The sequence below is a fragment of the Burkholderia sp. S171 genome (assembly GCF_009766085.1).
Taxonomy (GTDB): Bacteria; Pseudomonadota; Gammaproteobacteria; order Burkholderiales; family Burkholderiaceae; genus Caballeronia.
This window is the reverse complement of the sequence record NZ_LMUF01000038.1, coordinates 155,874-173,856: the sequence shown is the minus strand read 5'-3', so window position 1 is coordinate 173,856 and position 17,983 is coordinate 155,874. Positions and strand designations below refer to the sequence as shown.

The following is a 17,983-nucleotide window of genomic DNA, read 5'->3' as shown; positions in this document are numbered from 1 at the left end:
GAGCCCTTACCAAACTTGTCACACCAGCATCGGATCGTCTCGTATGTCACGATCACGCCGCGCTCGAAAAGCAGTTCCTCGATGTCGCGCAGGCTCAACTGGAAGCGGAAATACCATCGAACAGCGCAGCTGATGACACCAGCTGGGAAACGGTGACCGTGATAGAGCGATTTCGACTTCTTCATCGCGCCATCTTATCCCACGAGTCACGCAACCTGACAACGCCCATTCCAGGCAGCGGGCGCAGCGGTATCCTTGAGGCCCAGATTCTCGAGATTGAACCACCCCTTGCGAATACGATACGTCAACTCGACTGGGACACTGTCACATAATTTTACATAAATACAATTATAATTGTGGAATCCTAATTATATATTGAACTTGGATGCACTATAAATTGTTAGATTTTTGCTCGCGAACCCGAACAAATTGTCTCTCAGGAAACCGAAGTTTTCTGTTGCCGTCCATATCGATAAAGTGATCGGCCGCTTGCCGGTCCGACCGATAAGAAGCCGTCAAGGATCGTATAGCCACGCGGCTCATCCGCATTGCCTCGCGGACCGGCGTCAGCTACGCCGAGAAAAATTCAAGTAGGTCCGCATTTACGCGGTCTGCCTCGGTAGTACACATGCCGTGAGGAGCACCTTGATAGACTTTGAGTGTCGCGTCTTTAACAATCTTCGCCGACAACATTCCAGAGTCTGCTATGGGCACGATCTGGTCGTCGTCACCATGCAAGATAAGTGTGGGAACGTCGATCTTCTTCAGATCTTCTGTGTAATCAACTTCAGAAAATTGCTTGATGCATTCATACTGGCCTTTGATAGCGCCAAGCATGCCCTCCCGCCAGAATTCGTCGACGACTCCTTGAGAAATCTTAGCGTTCTGCCGATTGTAGCCATAGAAGGGTATTGCAAGATCGCGATAAAATTGCGACCGGTTTGTTGCTACCCCGCTTCGAATTCCATCAAAAGTAGAAATGGGCAAACCGCCGGGATTCGCTGCTGTCTTAACCATGATCGGCGGAACGGCGCCAATTAATACCACCTTCTTTACCCGGCGACTCCCGTGCCTTCCGATGTACCGCGCGACTTCTCCGCCGCCAGTTGAATGCCCCACCATCATTGCGCCTTTGATATCAAGTGCGTCCAGGACTGCGGCCAAATCATCGGCGTATGTGTCCATGTCATTGCCAGTGCTTTTTTGCGATGACCTTCCATGACCACGCCGGTCATGCGCGATTACCCGATAGCCGTGCTGAACCAAAAACAGCATTTGGGAATCCCAGGCGTCCGCGTCGAGTGGCCACCCATGAGAGAAAACGACAGGCGTGCCATTGCCCCAATCCTTAAAAAAGATACGAGTGCCGTCTTTCACGGTAATAAAATCCTGCGGGTGATTTTCGTCGTGGTGCGGCAATTTGTCTTGACTTGATGCAGCCGAGGCATTTCCAAATGCAGCCATAGAAGTTGCCGCGGCGGCGACCGTCGCGCCTCCCCAAAGCGCCTTACGACGAGACAGTGACGTTGCCGAAAAAGACAATGCTCTTTTCATGGTGCTGTTTTCCTGGATCAGATTGGTTGATAAGTGCGCTTATATGTACCCATGTAATTGGGCATCTAAACTTCATTAACTTCTGCTGCTTTGAATATTCGGGTATTCAACAAAAAGATCCTCAGTTTTGGGCGGACTGAGGGCATTCCCGACGACTGGGGAAGGATGTTTCACCGGGATACGAATTGCTATCCGCAGCCCATTTAGAGTAAGGCAGCGGGTTTTACGTTTTGTCTCCTACATTGTCCTGCCGGTAACTGATTGCACGATTTCGCGGTTGCGCTGTTCGGGGGACACGTCGCTGCCGCTTGACGACTTGCTCTTTGGGGCATCGTTGTCAAGGTTGGCCTCACTCGCCGACGGCGTTTGCGAGAGACCTCCGGCGCAGGCCGCACAAGCGCCGGTTAGTAAGAGTAGGGTGACGATTTTCATAATGCTGACAAAATGACTCCGCTTCATTGAAATGTCCCTATCCAGAGAACGTGTTGAGACGATTCGTCTGTGCCGGCGATGCTGACTTGTGGCCCGGGGTCGGTTTGATGCGATACCAGATGGCATAGAGCGCGGGCAGAAAAAGGAGCGTGATGACCGTCCCGACGGCTGTACCGCCGATCAACGTGAAAGCCATGGATCCCCAGAAAACTGAAAAGGTCAAAGGTATAAACGCCAGCACCGCCGCCATGGCCGTCAGCACCACGGGCCGCGCGCGTTGAACGGTCGCTTCAACGACTGCATGGTAGGGATCGAGTCCAGCCTTTTCGTTCACATGGATTTGCCCGATCAAAATGAGCGTGTTGCGCATCAGGATCCCTGACAACCCGATAAGCCCCAAGATCGCGTTGAAGCCGAACGGCTGGTGAAAGAGCAACAGGGTCGGCACCGTACCGATTATTCCGAGAGGCGCAGTGAGAAACACCATCGCCATGGCGGAGAACGACCGTACCTGGACAATGATGACCGCGAGCGTTAGCAAAATCATGATCGGGAAAATCGGCGCCAGTGCGGCGTTGGCTTTGCCGGCTTCTTCAATCGAGCCCGCGGTCTCGATCCGGTAGCCGGGCGGCAAAGCAGCGATCACCGGCGCAATGGTCCGCTCGATCTCGCGAGAAACGTCTGGCGGCTGGAACGACTCGTCGATGTCTCCTCTTACCGTGATGGTAGGCGTCCGGTCTCTGCGTTTAAGAATCGGGTCTTCGTAGCGCGTCTCCATGTGACCGATCTGGGAAAGCGGAATTAGATGCCCGTCGCTGCTGGTCAGGTCGAGGTCCCCGAGCCGGGACGGGTCGAGTCGTTCAGGACCGGTACTCCGCGCGACGACATCGACGGTACGGATGTCTTCGCGGAACTGGGTAACGGGAACCCCTGTCAGCAGGAATTGCAGTTGTTGTGCGGCATCGGCGGAAGTAAGACCGATGGCACGAAGACGGTCCTGATCGAGAACGAAATGGACTGTCGGCGCACGTTCGCTCCAGTCTTCGTTGACCTGGCGCATATGTGGGTTGGCACGCATGATCCCGGCCACACGCTTGGCGATGACGCCAACCTGCTCGTTATCGGGGCCCATCACTCTGAAGGCGACGGGGAAGGGCGAGTACGGGCCGAATACCAATTGCGTAACGCGGATGCGCGCCTCCGGCGCAAGTCCGTGAGCGACGACTGCGCGCAGGCGGACCTTGAGATCGTCACGTGCGGCCTCGTCGGGCGTGAGCACGACAATCTTCGCAAACGAAGGGTCGGGCAGTTCGGGGTTGTATGAAAAGAAGAAGCGTGGAGCGCCCTGGCCGATATAGCTCGTCACTACCTTCGCTTCCGGTTGTCGCTTGAGCCAGTCCTCGACCTTCGCCGTCGCGGCGCTGGTTGCCTCGATGCTCGTGCCCTCCGGCATTTGCACTTCGACCAGTACTTCGGGTCGGTCCGATGTCGGGAAGAACTGCTGCTTCACCACGGCCATGCCGGGCCCGACCATCATGAACACCAACAATACGGCTCCCGCTACCCAGAACTTGCGACGCACGGCCCACGCGACCATCGAGCGGAATTTTTCATACCGCGGGGTAGCGTAGATAGCCGCATGACCCCCTTCGACGGGCTTGATTTTCGGTAGTAACTTCACACCGAGGTAAGGCGTGAAGGTCACGGCCACGATCCAGGAAGCAATCAGCGCATAACCAACGATCCAGAAGATGTTTCCGGCGTACTCTCCGGCCGTCGATCTTGCGAATCCCACGGGCGTGAATCCAATGATCGTCACCAGCGTGCCGGCCAGCATGGGAGCCGCCGTGTGACTCCAGGCGTACGAGGCGGCCTTGGTCCGTTCGACCCCTTCCTCCAGCTTGACCACCATCATCTCGATGGAGATGATGGCGTCGTCGACAAGGAGCCCGAGCGATATGATCAGTGCGCCCAGCGTGATGCGGTCGAACACCCGACCGGTCATGAGCATGATGACGAAGACCACGCCAAGTGTGAGCGGCACGGCGGCTGCGACGACAATTCCCACCCGCCAACCGAGACTAACGAGGCTGACGAACATCACCACAGCGAGCGCGACAAAGAACTTCAACATAAATTCGTCGACGGCCTCGCGGATATTGACCGCCTGGTCCGTGATCTTCTTGAAGCCATAGCCGACCGGCAATTCAGCCGATATCTGTTTCTCCTCCACTGCGAGGGCCCGGCCCAGATCGAGCCCGTTCCATCCATCCTGCATGACGACGCTCAACACCTGGGCGTTCTGCCCGTTGTGCCTGATCAGGAAAGTGGCCGGGTCCTCGTACCCGCGCGTGACTTCGGCGACATCCGACATCCTGAACGTGTGTCCGTTGGAGACGATGGGGATCGTCTTGATCTGCTGCAAGTCGTCGAACGCGCCATCAAGCCGGATGAATACTTGCGGACCGTTGGCGTCGATCGATCCCGCTGCGGTCAAGGCGTTTTGGCGCTGCAGGGACTCGAATATGTCGCGTGCATTGACGCCCAGATTCGCAAGCCTTGAATAAGAGAACGCCACGAAAATTCGTTCTGGTCGCTCGCCGAGAATGTCGACCTTCTTTACGCCAGATACGTGCAGCAGACGCTGCCGGAGAGATTCCGCTTCTCTCGTGAGAAGCCGCGGCGGCAATCCCGCTGCTTCCACCGAATACAGGGCGAAGCTGACGTCCGAGTACTCGTCGTTGACGAAAGGACCCAAGGCGCCGCTTGGCAGCTTGGGGCCTTCATCGCCCAGCTTTTTGCGCGCCTGATAGAACTGTTCCTGCACCTGGTCCGGAGGCGTGCTGTCTTTCAACGTCAGCGTAAGCAAGGCCAGGCCGGGGCGCGTGATGGTTTCGGTACGGTCGTACCATGTCAGTTCCTGCAGACGTTTCTCGAGCGGCTCGGCCACCAGATTCTGCATCTGCTCGGCGGTGGCGCCTGGCCAGACGGCGGATACCGTCAGCACTTTGATGGTGAACGCAGGGTCCTCGGCTCGGCCAAGCTTCAGGAAGGCGAACACGCCGGACAGACTGATTGCGATGATCAGGAACAAGACCACAGCCCGCTCGCGCACCGCGAGCGCGGAAAGGTTGAACCTGTTCATTTTGCGTCCCCGTCCGAGGACACGAGCATGCCCTGCCTGTTGATGGACGCGACCCGCACCTTCTCACGATCATGAAGCAGATGCGCACCGAGCGCCACGACGCGATCGCCGGATTGGAGGCCGCTGGAGATGTGCGCCTCTTCTTCCCCTATCTCGTCTACCTTGACAGGCCGAAACGCGATCGTCGAGGTTTTCGCATCCAGCAGCCATACGCCTGGTCCTGTTCCGGGATCGTAGAGCGCGGACACCGGCAAGGAGAGTTGTCTCGTCCTTTCGCGGTTGCTCAAGCGCACTGTTACGGTCGCGCCCAGCGGTGGATTCTGATCCGAACCTTCCAGAACAAATCGTGCGGCATAGGTGCGCGTCTGCAAATTGGCAGCGCTGGAAAGCTCGCGCAATCTTGCGGTGACCGGTGCCTGGTTGACGCCATAAATGGACGCGACGGCTACGGTTCCCAGGACCGGACGGACGTTTTCGGGGAGATCGACGGCTGCTTCGCGCAAACCGTCACGTGCGATGGCAACCACCGTTTGCCCTGCGGCAACGACCCTGCCGGGGTCCGCAAAGGTATTGGTCACGATGCCGTCAACATCGGCGACCAGCACCGTGTACCGATCGGCATTCTTCGCGACATCTGCCTGCGCCAGGGCCGCGCTGAGTTGCGCTGCCGTGCTTTTCTCGGCGGCAACTACCTGGTCGTATTGCTGAGCCGAAATGGCCCCCAGTTCGACCAAACCCTTCAGCCTGTTCAAGTCCGCCTTCGCCTGAACCGCTTTCGCCCGTGCCGCCTCGACTTCGTTCTGCTGCGCGGTCGAACCGAGTGACAGGTCGACCGGGTCCAGCCGCATAAGCACCTGACCTCGCACGACGTGCTGCCCCGTGTCGACTAGCCGTTGAATGACCTTTCCGGCGACGCGAAAGCCGATCTCGCTTTCGAAGCGCGCGGCGACGACGCCCGTGAAACTGCGCTGGAGATCGGCGGCCGAGGCGACTGTTGCCACGGCCACGAGCGGCACTTCCGTGCGCGGGTCCTGCGGGGCGGGTTTGCTACACGCGGCCAGTGACAGGGCAACCACTAAGCCAATGAACGGCGGGGACCAAAGTTGACGAACTCGCATCGGAACTCCTGTATGTGCCGGGAGTATGATTTTTAGTTACGCTTTCGTCAATACGTTACTATTTCATTTTTCTAAGAGTTCGATAGCGCTTCGCCTGAATGGCCATCTCACAGGAATTTGTCGCGTTTTGAGCCGATTATGCGTATTAATGAGGGGTCCGTCTCAGTGACGATCTAACGTATCGCCTTGACTTCAAGTAACGGTAATATACACTCGTAACTCTTTTTGACCGAGCAGACGCATGTCCTCCCCAACGTTAAAACGCCAGGTGTTGTCAGTAATGTTGCTTCCGGTCTTTGCCTTGGCCGGGTGCGCAGTCGGCCCGAACTACGAGGCGCCGAGCGTTCCGGCGTCGTCGGCTTTCAAGGGCGGCTCAGCGGTCAATGAACGCGCAAGTGCGCCCGCGCCGGAGTTGTCGCGATGGTGGACAGGCTTCAACGACCCTGTGCTGAATCGTGTGGTCACAACGGCGCTTGCGCAGAACTTGACGCTTGCGCAGGCAACCGCTCGAGTCACGCAGGCAAGAGCCTCGACGCAGGCTTCCCGCGCGGCGCTGTTGCCTGCGGGCCAGTTGAATGCCCAGGCCGCAGGCGCGCATCAATCGTTGGAAGACCCTTTAGGAAGAGTTGAGAATGCGCAACCTGGCTTCGATCGCAACTCGAGGCTCTACCAGGCAAGCGCGGGTGCGACTTGGGAACTCGACGTATTCGGCGGTCTTAGGCGAAGCGCCGAGGCAGCACAGGCTGACTATCAAGCGGCGCAGGCATCGAGCATAGCTGCACGGTTATCCGTGATTTCCGAAACCGCTGACACGTACATGCTGGTACGGACAATACAGGCGCGCATCGCGTTGGCTCGGGAGCAAACGGCAACGCAAAGCAGACGCGTCGAGCTCGCGCAACTGCGATACGGCAGGGGCGTCGCACCTGAGCTGGAGTTGCGCCAGGCGCAAGGCGAGCTTGCCATGACCGCGGCCACCATTCCTGCCTTGGAAACGGCACTCGTATCGGCGCGCAATGGTCTCGACGTCTTGATGGGTATCGAACCGGGTACCGCTGACGAGGCGCTGGATTCCCCGCGGCCGATTCCGCAGCCACCGGGAATCGAGACCGCCGGAGGTCCGGCTTCGCTGCTGCGTCGACGGCCAGACGTGATTGTCGCCGAGCGGCATCTGGCTGCATCGAATGCACGGATCGGCCAGGCGCTATCCGAGTACTATCCGAAGATTTCCTTGTCCGCGCTGGTTGGGTCCGCTACGACGGTTGCCGGGAATTTCTTTACGGGTGACGCGGCGCTCGCTCAAGGGGCTGCTGGACTGAGGTGGCGCTTGTTCGACTTCGGCAGGGTGGATGCCGAGGTTCAGGCGGCAAAAGGGAAGAACGCGGAAGCACTGGCCGCTTATCGTTTGAGCATCCTTCAAGCCACCGCCGACGTCGAAGACGCCTTTTCGTTAGTGGTCAAGCGTGAGGCTCAAGAACAGCAACTGGCGTTAGGGGAAACTGCTCTAACCAGGGCGCGCGTCTCCGCACTGGCGGCTTATCAGGCCGGGTCCGAAAGTTATCTGCAGGTGCTGGATGCGGACGATCGATTGCAGCGTGTACAGGACGCGAGAATCGTCGCTCAATCCGATGCTGCACGCGCCGCTGTTGCTTCCTTCTTGGCATTGGGAGGTGGTTGGGACGAGTAATCTCAAACTCGCGGATTGCCTTCTGGTCCCGAAGTGGCAAGGTGGGACGAGGTAAAATGCGTGCCGGGCGCTATATTTCGCGATTGATCGCAGGCGATTGCCCGGCGGGCCGCTGGAATCGACCGGTCGCCTTTCTTAATGCAATGCCACTCGGCAAATGAAGGATATGGCAGAGTTCATCGAAACAGCTGACAGCGCGCCTACCGGTCAACGAGGACCCGCAGACCATGAGCGACGTGCTCAAATCCTTAAGGCGGCCGACGAGCATTTTCGTCACTATGGCTACTCGAAGACAAGCGTCGCCGCTCTTGGACGTGCAATCGGTGTATCGGCCGCGTATATCTATCGCTTTTTCGATTCCAAGCAAGCGATCGGCGAGGCAATCGTCACACACGTATTGAGCGAAATGGATGCGGGTCTGCTGGAGATCGCCGAAGGACCCGGGCGCGCCACGGCCCGCTTGCGTCGATTGCTCGCGACCATGATGCAATGTAGTTGCGACCGATTTCTGAAGGATCGGAAGGTCCACGAGATCGTTACCGTCGCGATGGAAAACAACTGGTGCGCCACGGTCGACCATCAGGCAGCGGTGGAGAACGCGATTCGTCGGGTGATCGTAGATGGTCGAAAGTCCGGAGAATTCGAGAAGAAATCCCCGGTGGATGAAATATGCAGCGCGATCGTAGCGGCGTCGATGTGTTTTTCGCACCCCAGATTGCTCGAATCAGAGCCGGCCGAGGAGCTTGATCGTCGTTTGAACATTGTGACGAGCCTAGTGCTACGAAGCCTGGCTCTTTAGACCGGATGGCGCTCCGAATATGGCGTCGATCACCAGGCGATGTGACAAAAGACGTTGGAACGTGTTAACTTGACATAATCTTATTGACCGATTTTTCGTATGCGATTAGCTAAATGACTGACCATCGAAGCTCAAAAATCTTTTTGAGGTTGACGGCTGTAGTTGCCCATAGTTGCGATGCCGCAAATCGGACGACTTCCGAAAAGGAGCGCTTGTTCAATGGTGCTACCGCGCGTCGGGCACGGTAGTTTTGCGCTAAAGCGCGGAGTGGCTTGGTCCACGCACCGAGGCAGCCGGATTGCGCGATACTTCCTGGCCGATCACATACAGCCGCGACATGCCCACGATTGACGCGAAGCCGACCAGCTTGCGTCAGGCCAAAATCCGGCCACCTCATGCGGATAGGCGGGGGGTATTCGGTCATCCATGTCTTCGTGTCTCCCGGCCGGTCATCGGCGATTGCGGATGTTGGAGATATCGTCTCCGTCTTCGCGAATGCCGGCTTCAGGGGACAAGATGAACTGGCGCTATCGGCCAATCTGAGTCACTCCCGACCTACGTATGAATGTCCCATGCCGAAGTATGAAGGGACATTCGTTACCAGTCCGACGGCTCAGAAGACCTCAGCAGAAGGACGCGGTCGGCCGTCGCCTGGATGATAAAGATCCACTGGACCTGACGCCTCGCTAACCCACGAGCAGCGGGTGCAAGTCTATATCGCAACGTGTCGTTGAGCTGCTGTAACAACGTAGGGGCGCTTCAAGGCGCTCAATTCTACGCGCGGTTGAGTACCCATCAAAAAACGTCGAGAAGGGGTCTCAGAATGCTGAAATTCCGAGCCGCTAAAACGGATAGGCACGTGACGCGGTCTGGATGGTCAACCAACGAAGATCCGTGAATTCCGCGATACCAGCTTTGCCGCCGAAGTGTCCGAATCCACTCGATTTCATTCCTCCGAATGGCATTTGGGCTTCATCGTGTACGGTTGAGCCATTCACATGACAGATGCCTGCTTCGAGCCTACGGGCGACATTCATGGCCCTCGCGAGATTTTGACTGAACACGGACGACGAGAGCCCATATTCATTGTCATTCGCGCAATTGACCGCCGCTTCGTCGCTATCTACTCGAACAATGGCTTTTACGGGTCCAAATGACTCAGTGCCGTATATATCCATTCCCGAGGTGACGTGGTCGAGCAGCGTTGCGGGCATGAGTGTGCTGGTCGAGATTCCTCCACAAACGAGCGTTGCTCCCTTGGATAGCGCATCTTCAATTAGGCGATTGCATCGCTCCACTGTGGACGTGTCAACGACCGAGCCCAATACGACTGACGTGAAACGAGGATCGCCCACAGGTAATCCCTTCGCTTTCTCCGCGAGTTTTTGGACAAATTCGTCAGCTATTCCCTTGGCAACGATAATCCGCTCTGTCGACATGCAGATTTGGCCTGAATTCGCGAAGCACCCAAACGCTGCGGCGTTGACCGCTTCATCGAGATCGGCGTCGTCAAGGACAATGAACGGCGCTTTCCCGCCCAATTCGAGCACAGCTCGCTTCAAGTGCTTGCCGCAGAGAGCTGCCACGAGTTTGCCAACACGGGTAGAGCCCGTGAAGTTAACGCGTCGGACGGCCTGATCGGAAACAATCGCTTCGACGATTTCCGCGGCGTCCTCAGGCGCGTTCGTTACAAAATTGATGACACCCCGCGGAAATCCCGCGTCGAGCATGGCATCGATAATCAACTCATGCGTCGCCGGACAAATTTCGGAGCCTTTGAGTACGACAGTATTGCCACATGCCAAAGGCAATGCGACCGCGCGTGTACCCAGTATGACGGGGGCGTTCCAGGGGGCAATGCCGAGAACGACGCCAGCCGGTTGGCGAATCGCGAAAGCGAGATTATTGGGTAAATCCGAAGGAATGATCTCGCCGTGGATTTGAGTGGTAATTGCGGCCGCTTCGCGCAATCCGTCAGCGGCAAGCCTGACATTGAAGTGCGCCCATGCACTGGACGCGCCGATCTCCGCTTGCATCGTGATGACAAAAGCCTCGGCTCGTGCTTCCAGCGCTGCCGCCGCACGAATCAGAAGGGACCGCTTTTCTGTTGGACCAGTCGACGACCAGGCCGCGAACGCACCCGACGCGGCGCGGACAGCTGAGCGCGCATCAGCAGCCGAAGCCGCGGGAGCCCGTGACGCTACCTGATTGTCGAGGGGACTCCTGCGTTCAAATTGCTTTCCGCTGCCTGCCGAGACGCATTTGCCATCGATTACCATCATCACGTCTTTCACTGTTTGTCTCCCACTTTAATATTGATGTTTGCCGCGACCACGGCGTGCCAAAGTTTGATTCGGTCAATGCGACACGACGTTCGTATCCTTCAAGGAGCGCGGCTCATCGGGCAGAGGGCGTGGTCAGGAAAGATGGAACGCTTGCGCTCGACCGCCGGTGCCGGGCCACGCTAAAATCGCAGTGACACAGGATAAGGTTTTAACGACCGCCCAATCGCTCGTCATAGTGGTACTGCGAAAGACGTTCTATGCCGCTACCCGTCACCATCACTTGCTCTTCGAGCTTCACACCTTCCCCGCCGCGTTCGTCGCCAATGAAGCTCTCGATGCAGATCGACATGCCCGGTTCGAATACTCCATCGGCGTCATGTCCCACGCTTTCCCAATCAATCTTGTGAGCCACGATCGGATATTCTCCAGTCATACCGCAGCCGTGCAAGATTGACAGGTAACGGTGCTTTTCGAAGCGAGAGGGAATCGGCCAAGCCTTCTCCGAGAATTCCCGAAAGGAAATGCCGGGTCGTAGCAGATCTGCGTTGAACTCGATCTGCTCCCGGGCAAGCTGATAGAGATTGCGTTGCTCCGCCGTTGCGGCAACGTCGCCCGCCAGAAAGGTGCGCGAGAAGTCACTGTAGTAGCCATAGCAACCCACGGCATCCGTGTCAAACGCGACCAGATCGCCCGCGTTAATAATCCGTTCACTCGTTTCCTGAAGCCAAGGATTGGTATGGGGTCCTGATGTTAGGAGGCGCGTCTCGATATACTCACCCCCGCCGGCGATCAAAACCCGGTGGAGGTGTGACCACAGTTCGGATTCACTGATACCCGGCCGGAGTTGACGTTCCATGAACCCGACCGCGGTTTCCGTCAGACGCAATGATGCTTTGATCAAGTCCACTTCGCCTTCGACTTTAATGCTCTTTGCCAGCTCGATCGGTATCTGCGCGTCTGACACGTCGAAGCCGGCGTCGATGAGCGCGCGTATCGACGCCGGGACCTACGGGTCGTTCAAGATGGGACGCCAGTACGACTCGGTGGTGGACTATCTCGCACCGACCACGGCTAATGGAAACTGGGCGGGTTACCTTTTCGCTCACCCTTACGACAATGACAACACGGACAATTCATGGCGAGTAAGTAACTCGGTGAAGTACTCGAGCGGGAACTATGGCGGGTTCCAGTTTGGCGGCTTGTACGGTTTTAGTAACGCTCCGGGACAAATCGCCAACAATCGATTGGTTAGCGCGGGTGCAAGCTATACCAACGGACCGGTTTACATCGGCGCTGCCTACATGAATATCAACAACGTGGGGATTGGTTCAAGCGGAGCAGTTGCAGCAAACGATGCGAGCTTCTTCGCAGAACATCAACGCACTTTTGGAGCAGGCATCAACTACACGCTGGACAAAGCGGTATTGGGGTTTGTGTACACACATTCGGCAATCGATAATCCGACCGGCAACGGTTATCTCACGCCGTCGGCGTTTCCAACCGGAATTAGCGTGAGTTCGATCAAGTTTGACAATTTTGAACTGAATGCAAAGTACTCCTTCACTCCATCTTTTTTCGTCGGCGGCATGTACACATTTTCATCGGGAAAATATGAAGGCAGTAACGGCACCGCTAGCCCGAAATGGCATCAATTCGGCTTGATGGCCGACTACAATATTTCGAAACGCACCGACATATACGTCCAAGGAGTGTACGAGCTAGTCGCAGACGGAGGCACCGGCACCGCCCTCGACAAAGCGTATATCAACGGGACCGCCAACTCGTCGTCTACGACAAGACAGCTGGCTGCTCGCGTGGCGCTTCGTCACTTCTTCTAGTAGCAATGGCGGCAGAAGGGAACATGGCACAGGACCGGCTTGCAGCTCTCAGGAGCTTCGTCTTTATGCCTGTTCCCTCGTTCACGTTGGTATCCCTGACGTGTGCGATCGAAGTGCTCCGAATGGCGAACCATCTTTCGGGGTCCCCGGTTTATAAATGGACGATAGTGAGTCCAGGCGGAGGGTGGATTATTGCGAGCAATGGTCTTTCGATAGAAACATTGCCTGCTGAGTCGGTGGATTCCGCAGACGTCGTGTTTGTCGTCGGAGGCACCGATATCAGGTGCTTTTCTACGCGAGACCACCTTGCTATGCTGCGGCGCTTTGCGAGACTGGGCTGTGTGATGGGAAGCTTATGCACAGGGGCTTACACGCTTGCGCGAGCTGGCCTCCTTTTCAACTACAGTTGCGCGTCGCATTGGGAGAACATCCCGGCGCTGACCGAGGAGTTTCCAGATACACACTTTGTTAAAGAGTTGTTCGTTATCGATCGTGACCGCATCAGCTGCGCAGGGGGCATTGCACCGCTCGATTTGATGCTGAACATTATCGTCGCCACCGGCAACGCCGAGCTTGCGCAAGGAATCGCCAGACAGTTTTTGATCGAGGAGATCCGCAACGAAAGCCATAAGCAGCGCCCAGCGGCACTAAGCCATGTGGGTTCGCAAAATCGGCCACTGTCGAACGTTATCAGCCTGATGGAAGAGAGGATCGAGGATCCTTTGTCTCGTGCAGAGCTCGCTCGATTATCCGGAATGTCCCAGCGCCAGCTCCAGCGCCTGTTTCGGTCCAAACTCGGGCAGACGCCGACCCGGTACTATATTTCATTACGACTGCATCGGGCCCGGCAGCTTTTGCTTCAAACGACTTTGCCATTGCTGCAAGTGACAATGGCGTGTGGCTTCCGTTCGTCAGCACGATTTAGCAAACAGTACAAGGATTTATTTGGCCTGCCGCCCACGCATGAGCGGCGACGTCAGTTGTCGGGCACTCGGGCGACTTCGGCATTCTAAGCGTGGGTCTAATTTTTCGAAGGAGCCGCATATCTGCAACCAAGTACGGAACATCCAAACGTCCGCTCTCTGACGCGATTCGGGACATTCATCTCCCATTGCCGAAGGACTCTTGTGGGTCGATCACGGCCAGTCGAGGGGACGTCTTGCCCGGGATGTAAATGGAAAAATCAACTAACGGTCTGCTCAACTGACTTCATCTTCACAAGACTTATGATCTGCGAGCGGCTGTTGATTTGCCATCAAGAAGCCGGCGAAGCTATCGGCCTGAAAAGAAAATAGGGCGTACCAGGGCATTCACGTCCTAGGCTGCTCACCGGCGGGGATCACTTGTCAATGCGCACGACGGCGTCGCCTATGCTGATGCGGCCCCGCGCAAGTACTTTCGCCGTTATGCCACCAAAACCACGCGTCGCGTTATAACCGCCTACGCCAAGCGTTTCCTCGAGGCGCGAGCAGGGATGACATTCGCCGGTCATCTCGAGCACGGCATCGCCGATGCGGAACTTCCGATCTTTCAACGCCAATAGGTTGATGCCGCGCGTAACCAGATTGCGACGCAGGACCTCTGGCGCGAGCGTTTCCACTCCAAGGTGACTTGCGATAGCCGCGAGACTCTCGGCCTGGATGAGCGTGACTTGCCGTATTCCTGCATCGCGACTGTAGTGATCACCTTCCATGCCGACATGCGGATCCAGGATGGCTTCGTCGACGGGGCACATGGCCAAGCGGCGCTCAGGCCGCACGCCGATCCATATGAGCACTCCGGATCTAACGGGCGCATTGAAAAGCCGGGTGAGCGAGGATTGTGGGTTGAGCGGCATGAAAAGAAATCGTGTTGAATTGTGCGACGCGTACTAGGCGGCCTTAAATGCATCCCGAAACTGTCGAGCCCGTTCAACTTCGTCGCTGTGCAAATAGGTAGATGTCGTCGATATAGACGCATGACGCAGATTATCCCGAACCGAGGTCAGTTGCGCACCGCGCATGAGCGCGTGGGTCGCGTGCGTGTGTCGCATCCAATGCGGGCCAGCTAGCCGGAGCTTCACCGCGAATGCCGGTTTCTCCGCCTCGACGAGGGTCGCCGTTGTCTCGAAGAACCGCTTCAGAACCGTCCAGAGCCGCACCGTGCTTAACCCTTGAGCGTCGATATTGTTGAGGTCGGAGATGAGTGCAGTCGCGGGTGCCCAGCGTTCTGGGGAGACAGGTAGACCACGCTCAACCAGGTAGCGTTCTAACGCGGCGCGAGCCAGCGGAGGCAGCGCCACTTTCCCCGCTTTTTGGCCCTTGCCGACGAGCTCAACCCAATGATCTCCCTGCGCATCGGTGCGGATATCTTTCAGCGTGACGTTCACGAGCTCGCTTGCGCGCAACCCCGTGGCATATCCGAAATCCAGCACAAAGCGCAGCCGTTGCGCGGCCGGTGCTTTCCAGCCATAAGACCATTCGAGCCCATCTGCAATTGTCCTGAGCAACGTCCACTCGCCTTCGGTGAATGCGTGCGATGCATCGAGCGCGGCGCGCTCCGTACCTTTGCCCTTCACACCAGAAAACGGGTTGGCCAGTACATATCGTTGTTCGATCAGCCATCGATACAGCGCACCCAGAACCATCAGCGAATAGGCGACTGAGCGCGGTGCCAGGTTGCCCGTGAACGGTCGCCATTGCGATGAAGTTCGCGCGCGCGTCGGTCCAACCCAGCGATCGCGGGGCGTCGGCCGGCGCAGGAACGCGCGATAAGCGATGGCGTCTTCCGTAGTCAGGGAGGAGAGCGCCCGGCCTCGTTCGACTATCGCCCAAAGGATGAGGCGCTCTGCCTCCTTCCTATAGGCTCGTTGTGTCGAGGGCGACTCGTGCAGCGACAACCAAGTCTGGACCGCGTCGTAATCGTTGTTGGCATCGAGCGCGCAGCTTTCTCGCGGTGCTCTGAACACGCCGCAGGATCCGTCGATCTCATGGGGGAGGCGCACGTTTTCCCAAGGGACCACGATCGGCGAACCGGTGGACTTGATCAACGAGCGAGCGCGTTCAGTGAGTGCCGGGTGCGCAGCAAAAAACGCCTCGATCTGCTGCGCGCTGGTTTGCCCGAGCTTGGGGATGGCCGTCCACCATTGCTTGCGACGCGGAATGCGCAGTGTCAGTTCGGCGAGCGTCTTGATGCCGTGAGCGTGAAGTGCGTGAACAGCCCGTGGTGGCAGCCAGCGCTCGATTTCGTCGGTGATCGACGGCGTCGCCACTGTTGCGACGCGAAGCACCTCGATGGCCTTGGCCACATGCCGTGCGTGCCTGACGCGTTCGGCTGTCCGCACAGCAAAGAGTTTGGCGAGGTCGTCGCGATGGCGGGTGAGGGCACAGCGGATGAGCTGGCGGCGAATTTCGCTGAGCACGCCGCGAGCGGATTTACCGGGTGTGAGCAAATGGGGAAGATATCGAATGACCGCATCCCGTGTGGGGACGCCTTCATACCACGACCTCAAGGCAGCGAGGGCGTCGCCATCGGGCAATTCACTCGATTGGCCCGATAAGTGGGGTCCGAACAAAGTCTCATGCGTTTCCATGGGTGTGAGTTTAGCGCAAAAAAATGGCTATTAGGATAAGGATAGTTATCTTAATAGCCGGATATTTGTGGAGTTTTCTGCAGATTTCATCTGCGCTTACGCAATCGAAGACGCTCTGGTCGATGAACGCGCTGTCTTTAGCCGAGTTCACCCCAAGCATCGCGAATGGCAGATCGGCCGTCGCTTTGTCCAACCCTTCAATGACCAGCATCTGTTACGCACTTGCATGGCACACATTCGGTCCAGCCGGTGGCGATGTCAGTCAACGTGAGCGTATGAACAAAGTCACCGTCGGTCTTCAGGCTACCGGAGTGTTCGACCATGTCGATTTCGAAGAAGCCAGGTGGCGGATCGCGCCAGTCATCAAATGTGCGCACCGGGATGCTTCGTCGAATCGCTGCACCCACCCCCTTGCGGCGCTTACGTTAGCCGTCGGTGTGCAGCCGCGCATCGGCCAACATGCGATCGATAGTCGCCGCGCTGCTTTGAACGGGCTTCGATTTGACAACGGGATCCAGGTCAAGTGACCATGCCGTTCCACGGCATCAACCAACATTGGAATAAGCGCTTTCAAACGGTTGCCGAAAATTCTATCAGCCGCTTCCCGTAACACAACCAATGCTTGGCGCACGGCGTCGTCATAGAAACGATTCCGTGCGGGTGTTCCTTGCTTAAGGGATGCCTTCTCCCGCAGCAGCTGGATAGCATGCTTGCGATGATACCCAGTCAATGCTACGGACTCGTCGAGATTTTTGATCCGATCACCGAACTCACGCTGCTATACCGCAATTGCGATGCTGCAACCAACTCCTTGTGTGCCGTCATGCTGATTTGCCTCGTCACCTCGTGCCGCTCCGGCCGGACAATCCGTCTTCGGACGGCCAGAGGTATCGGGACGGCGGACAGATTAACTTCGGGCTACGGCACCCGAGACGATCTGTTGAAACTTTGCGAAGGGAATGGCGTATTCCCTTCGTGACGATGCAGGTTGTCAGTCCGTTGCGTATCCAGCGTTGCCTTCTTCAAATCATTGCGCCTGCCCTAAGCTCGGCCAATGGACGAGGTCTATTTGTGGACATGAGGGGAGCACCCTATTGCGAATTCACGTGATCAAACTGCACCGTGACGACTGACCCCCTATCTTTGAGGGGATTTATCGTGGACCAACCGGAGCTAGCAATGAAACCAATCAATACATTCAAGCTGATAAGTAGCGCATTCATCGTTGTGGTATCTATCAATGCGTGGCCGCAGACTAGCGAATCCACTGCGACGCCGACTCAATCCAGCATGACGCCGACAGGTGGGGGAAGTGCGAAAGCGATTCGGCAGGCGAATCGCGCTCTTAGCAAAGAAGTGCTTCGTGCACTTGTGAAAGGAGGCATCAAGACTAACGGAATCAGCGTAATTGCGAAAGGCGGCGCAGTGGCGCTTGCGGGATCAGTTCCTGACTCGACCCAAGTTAGTAAGGCGGGCGAGGTGGCGAAAGGGGTACCCGGGGTGACGTCCTTGGATAATTCTCTGACGATCAGAGAAGTGGGTCAGTGATCCTTA

13 protein-coding genes and 1 pseudogene are annotated in these 17,983 nt (G+C 57.1%); 6 read left to right on the top strand and 8 right to left on the bottom strand.

Features of this window, described 5'->3' with window-relative positions; translation table 11 throughout:
- The 4 genes and pseudogenes from GSQ93_RS37795 to GSQ93_RS20260 form a co-directional block, all read right to left on the bottom strand.
- A pseudogene (locus GSQ93_RS37795) lies at window positions 1–185 on the bottom strand (IS6 family transposase); the annotation flags it as partial.
- A 385-nt stretch (window positions 186–570) separates the two neighbouring features.
- Window positions 571–1,554: an alpha/beta fold hydrolase gene (locus GSQ93_RS20270; RefSeq protein ID WP_158937423.1), complete on the bottom strand. Its 984-nt coding sequence runs from the start codon at window positions 1,552–1,554 to the stop codon at window positions 571–573.
- A 469-nt stretch (window positions 1,555–2,023) separates the two neighbouring features.
- Complete coding sequence (locus GSQ93_RS20265) at window positions 2,024–5,131, bottom strand: efflux RND transporter permease subunit (RefSeq protein WP_158937422.1); 3,108 nt, start codon at window positions 5,129–5,131, stop codon at window positions 2,024–2,026.
- Complete coding sequence (locus tag GSQ93_RS20260) at window positions 5,128–6,249, bottom strand: efflux RND transporter periplasmic adaptor subunit (RefSeq protein ID WP_158937421.1); 1,122 nt, start codon at window positions 6,247–6,249, stop codon at window positions 5,128–5,130. Before GSQ93_RS20260 ends, GSQ93_RS20265 begins: the two co-directional genes overlap by 4 nt.
- Before the next feature lie 241 nt (window positions 6,250–6,490).
- Here GSQ93_RS20260 and GSQ93_RS20255 point away from each other — a divergent pair, with 241 nt between their 5' ends.
- Entirely contained in the window at window positions 6,491–7,936 is a 1,446-nt protein-coding gene (locus GSQ93_RS20255) for an efflux transporter outer membrane subunit (protein ID WP_158937420.1), read from the top strand.
- Between the two features lie 166 nt (window positions 7,937–8,102).
- Entirely contained in the window at window positions 8,103–8,735 is a 633-nt protein-coding gene (locus GSQ93_RS20250) for a TetR/AcrR family transcriptional regulator (RefSeq protein ID WP_158937419.1), read from the top strand.
- A gap of 842 nt (window positions 8,736–9,577) precedes the next feature.
- On the opposite strand, the gene GSQ93_RS20245 is transcribed toward GSQ93_RS20250, so the two are convergent.
- Window positions 9,578–11,029 (bottom strand): aldehyde dehydrogenase, encoded by a 1,452-nt coding sequence (locus GSQ93_RS20245; RefSeq protein WP_158937418.1) that lies wholly within the window; start codon window positions 11,027–11,029, stop codon window positions 9,578–9,580.
- A 199-nt stretch (window positions 11,030–11,228) separates the two neighbouring features.
- Window positions 11,229–11,984: a Xaa-Pro peptidase family protein gene (locus GSQ93_RS20240; protein WP_254073956.1), complete on the bottom strand. Its 756-nt coding sequence runs from the start codon at window positions 11,982–11,984 to the stop codon at window positions 11,229–11,231.
- 16 nt (window positions 11,985–12,000) lie between these two features.
- Between GSQ93_RS20240 and GSQ93_RS20235 the strand changes: the two genes are divergently transcribed.
- Complete coding sequence (locus GSQ93_RS20235) at window positions 12,001–12,858, top strand: porin (RefSeq protein WP_254073955.1); 858 nt, start codon at window positions 12,001–12,003, stop codon at window positions 12,856–12,858.
- A 23-nt stretch (window positions 12,859–12,881) separates the two neighbouring features.
- Window positions 12,882–13,871: a GlxA family transcriptional regulator gene (locus GSQ93_RS20230; RefSeq protein WP_158937415.1), complete on the top strand. Its 990-nt coding sequence runs from the start codon at window positions 12,882–12,884 to the stop codon at window positions 13,869–13,871.
- A 326-nt stretch (window positions 13,872–14,197) separates the two neighbouring features.
- Here the strand turns inward: GSQ93_RS20230 and GSQ93_RS20225 are convergent, their stop codons facing one another.
- Window positions 14,198–14,695: an MOSC domain-containing protein gene (locus GSQ93_RS20225; RefSeq protein ID WP_158937414.1), complete on the bottom strand. Its 498-nt coding sequence runs from the start codon at window positions 14,693–14,695 to the stop codon at window positions 14,198–14,200.
- Between the two features lie 33 nt (window positions 14,696–14,728).
- Window positions 14,729–16,429, bottom strand: coding sequence for a phage integrase family protein (locus GSQ93_RS20220; RefSeq protein ID WP_158937413.1), 1,701 nt, complete (start codon window positions 16,427–16,429; stop codon window positions 14,729–14,731).
- Window positions 16,430–16,551: 122 nt separating this feature from the next.
- On the opposite strand from GSQ93_RS20220, the gene GSQ93_RS20215 reads away from it, so the two are divergent.
- On the top strand, window positions 16,552–16,956 hold the full coding sequence (locus tag GSQ93_RS20215; protein ID WP_158937412.1) for a hypothetical protein: 405 nt from the start codon (window positions 16,552–16,554) through the stop codon (window positions 16,954–16,956).
- Between the two features lie 652 nt (window positions 16,957–17,608).
- Window positions 17,609–17,977: a BON domain-containing protein gene (locus GSQ93_RS20210; RefSeq protein WP_158937411.1), complete on the top strand. Its 369-nt coding sequence runs from the start codon at window positions 17,609–17,611 to the stop codon at window positions 17,975–17,977.
- The last annotated feature ends 6 nt before the right edge of the window (window positions 17,978–17,983 follow it).

Excerpts from the sequence above, each read along its gene's own strand:
- GSQ93_RS20250 (WP_158937419.1), top strand. The coding sequence starts at position 8,103 with ATGGCAGAGTTCATCGAAACAGCTGACAGCGCGCCTACCGGTCAACGA.
- GSQ93_RS20210 (WP_158937411.1), top strand. The coding sequence starts at position 17,609 with ATGAAACCAATCAATACATTCAAGCTGATAAGTAGCGCATTCATCGTT.
- GSQ93_RS20235 (WP_254073955.1), top strand. The coding sequence starts at position 12,001 with ATGAGCGCGCGTATCGACGCCGGGACCTACGGGTCGTTCAAGATGGGA.
- GSQ93_RS20260 (WP_158937421.1), bottom strand. The coding sequence starts at position 6,249 with ATGCGAGTTCGTCAACTTTGGTCCCCGCCGTTCATTGGCTTAGTGGTT.
- GSQ93_RS20225 (WP_158937414.1), bottom strand. The coding sequence starts at position 14,695 with ATGCCGCTCAACCCACAATCCTCGCTCACCCGGCTTTTCAATGCGCCC.
- GSQ93_RS20255 (WP_158937420.1), top strand. The coding sequence starts at position 6,491 with ATGTCCTCCCCAACGTTAAAACGCCAGGTGTTGTCAGTAATGTTGCTT.
- GSQ93_RS20230 (WP_158937415.1), top strand. The coding sequence starts at position 12,882 with ATGGCACAGGACCGGCTTGCAGCTCTCAGGAGCTTCGTCTTTATGCCT.
- GSQ93_RS20265 (WP_158937422.1), bottom strand. The coding sequence starts at position 5,131 with ATGAACAGGTTCAACCTTTCCGCGCTCGCGGTGCGCGAGCGGGCTGTG.
- GSQ93_RS20270 (WP_158937423.1), bottom strand. The coding sequence starts at position 1,554 with ATGAAAAGAGCATTGTCTTTTTCGGCAACGTCACTGTCTCGTCGTAAG.
- GSQ93_RS20215 (WP_158937412.1), top strand. The coding sequence starts at position 16,552 with ATGAACGCGCTGTCTTTAGCCGAGTTCACCCCAAGCATCGCGAATGGC.
- GSQ93_RS20220 (WP_158937413.1), bottom strand. The coding sequence starts at position 16,429 with ATGGAAACGCATGAGACTTTGTTCGGACCCCACTTATCGGGCCAATCG.